This is a genomic window from Spirillospora sp. NPDC049652 (assembly GCF_040675125.1).
Classification (GTDB): domain Bacteria; phylum Actinomycetota; class Actinomycetes; order Streptosporangiales; family Streptosporangiaceae; genus Spirillospora.
This window is the reverse complement of sequence record NZ_JBFAOF010001026.1, coordinates 1-2,430: the sequence shown is the minus strand read 5'-3', so window position 1 is coordinate 2,430 and position 2,430 is coordinate 1. Positions and strand designations below refer to the sequence as shown.

Annotated in this window: 3 protein-coding genes and 1 pseudogene; 2 read left to right on the top strand and 2 right to left on the bottom strand. The window is 73.3% G+C overall.

The genetic code is table 11. The annotated features are described in order from the left end of the window. Window positions 1–486 (bottom strand): annotated as a pseudogene (locus AB0J52_RS36375) (hypothetical protein); the annotation flags it as partial. Next, complete coding sequence (locus AB0J52_RS36370; RefSeq protein WP_500187454.1) at window positions 476–865, bottom strand: hypothetical protein; 390 nt, start codon at window positions 863–865, stop codon at window positions 476–478. The pseudogene AB0J52_RS36375 and the gene AB0J52_RS36370, both read right to left, overlap by 11 nt. Before the next feature lie 388 nt (window positions 866–1,253). Between AB0J52_RS36370 and AB0J52_RS36365 the strand changes: the two genes are divergently transcribed. Both AB0J52_RS36365 and AB0J52_RS36360 read left to right on the top strand, forming a co-directional pair. Beyond that, a complete protein-coding gene (locus AB0J52_RS36365) occupies window positions 1,254–1,943 on the top strand; it encodes a PadR family transcriptional regulator (protein ID WP_500187453.1) in 690 nt (229 codons plus the stop codon). Between the two features lie 199 nt (window positions 1,944–2,142). After that, the coding region (locus tag AB0J52_RS36360; protein WP_500187452.1) for an ATP-binding cassette domain-containing protein at window positions 2,143–2,430 on the top strand (288 nt) is incomplete at its 3' end.

Below are 2,430 nucleotides of genomic sequence, written 5' to 3'. Positions count from 1 at the left end.
CGCCAGCGCGTAGACCTTCAGCGGGGACGCCTCGTCCGGTCCGGCGGCCGGGTCGTCGGGCGCTCCGCCGTTGCCGGGCCACCACGGCTGCTCCTCGACGGGCCCGTCGGCCGTGCGGAGCATGGCCAGGGGTGTGGCGCGGCGTGACTCGGCCCGGCACACCAGCCCCTCCGACAGCAGGACGCGCCCCTCCATGCCGCAGCCGACCTCGCCCGAGCGGCGCTCCCGTTCCAGGCGCAGCAGCAGCTCCGCCAGCCCGGCGGCGCCCTCCTCGGCCGCCGGCGCGGCGGCGGACCCGCCGGAGGACGCCTGCCCGCCCTGGGCAGACGGCCCGGAGGAAGGCGCGGACGGGGGCGTGGACGAAGGCGGAGGCGGCGGCTCCGCCCTTCCGGTACCGGCGGCGGCGGATTCCCCTCGTACCGGGAAAGCGGCCCGCGAATTCCCCGGAGTCCCGGCCGGTCGCGCGCCGGGGAACTCAGATGTCATCGCGGTCCTCCGCGAGCAGGTCGACGATTTCCCGGACCCGCAGCCGTGCCAGTGCCAGATTCCCGGTGTCCCGGTCGAGGACGACGTGGAGGAAGAGCTGGATGTCGAACGTCCGGCCGACGCAGACGAGCAGGTGGTACCCGAACGTCGCGGAGACGATGATCTCGTGGATGTCGTCACCGGCCGGCGAGGCGCTGAGCGCCGGGCTGGCCAGCGCCGCCCGGACCACGTCGGTGGTGCCCGCCGCGTCCTCGTGCGGGTCGAGCGCCCCGGCGCCGCCGGAGGCGGCCACCGCCAGGCCGGTGGAGCAGTCGACCAGGGTCGCGCCGCGCGCCCCCGGAATCGTCATGATCTGCTCCATGCAGCCGTTGATGCCCACCGCGCCCCCTTTTGTGAGTGCGTGTTCGGAGCCTCGACCGTACGCGTCAGATAACGCTCTGAAAGTGTTATCCCGGAGCGAATCCGTACGCTTCCGAAAGGGCGGGAAACCCTCAACGATGGAACGCTTCAGAGAGGAGACATACCGATCGGTATAAGCGACGGGAGGCGCCGACCGCGGGCGCCGGTCGCAGGAGGGGGCAAATCGGACGGCGCGAAGCGGGCATCCGGCGGTCGCCGATAGGGGTGACCGGAACCGGCGGACCTTTCCGGAACGGGTGGACGGCGCCCCGGCGAGGCGTATGCTCGTGGGCGAGTACTCGTCCGCGAGTACTCGCGTGCGAGTGGTGCAGGGCCGGCGGCATCGGCCCGTGAGCGGAGGCGGTTCGGTGGCGAAGCGGCGCAAGGTCGGCAACCTGCTGGCACTGCCGGTGCTGAGCACCCTCAGCGAGCGCCCGATGTACCCCTACGAGGTCGCCTCCACGCTGCGGCGGCGCGGCAAGGACGCCGCCGTGAAGATCAACTGGGGGTCCTTCTACACGGTCGTGCGCAACCTGGAGAAGCACGGGATGATCAAGGCGACCGGCACCGTCCGGCAGGGCAACCAGCCGGACCGGACGGTCTACGCGATCACCCCCGAGGGCCGCGCCGAGCTCGCCGACTGGCTGCGCGAGCTGGTCGCCGTCCCCGAACGCGAGTACTCGCGCTTCGAGGCCGCGCTCTCCGACGTCGCCCTCCTGCACCCGCGCGAGTTCACCGACCTGCTGCGCCGTCGCCTGGAGACGCTGGAGGCCCAGCTTGCCGAGCAGGACCGGCAGCTCGCCGAGGCCCGTGCCTGGCTCCCGGAGCTGCTGATCATCGAGGCCGACTACCACCGGACCCTGAGCGCCGCCCAGATCGGCTGGGTGCGGGCGCTGCTGGCCCGGCTCGAGGACGGCACCATGCCCGGCCTCGCCGAATGGGCCCGCTTCCAGGAGACCGGCGAGGTCCCCGAGGAGATCGACTGGCTCCACGAGCAGGAGCGCCTGTCGTCCGCCGACCCCTCCGACCGCCCCGACCCGACCGAGGAGGCCGACTGACCACGCCCCTGTAGGCCGCTGTCCCCGGCGGCCCGACACGTCGAGGGCCCCGGCCGGTGCGGCAACACCGGGCCGGGGCCCCGAGACCAGAACGCCGATCCGCGGCAACGGAGCCAGCGACCTGGGTGACACCACAAGGTTAGCCGGACTCTCCGCCGCCGGATCGGCACGTCACCGATCCCATGAACGGGAGAGTCCCATGACCACCGACCCGTGCGCCGTGCGCGCGCACGACCTCGGAAAGACCTACGCCGTCCGCGGCGTCAAGGGCGGCGTCCGCGCCCTGGACGGCCTGGACGTCACCGTCGAGCGCGGCGCCGTCTTCGGCCTGCTCGGCCCCAACGGCGCGGGCAAGTCCACCGCCGTCAAGATCCTCACCACCCTCACCCGCCCCGACCGGGGCACCGCCGAGATCGAGGGCGTGGACGTGCTGCGCCGTCCCGACCGCGTGCGCCGCCTCATCGGCGTCGTCGCGCAGCGCTCCGGC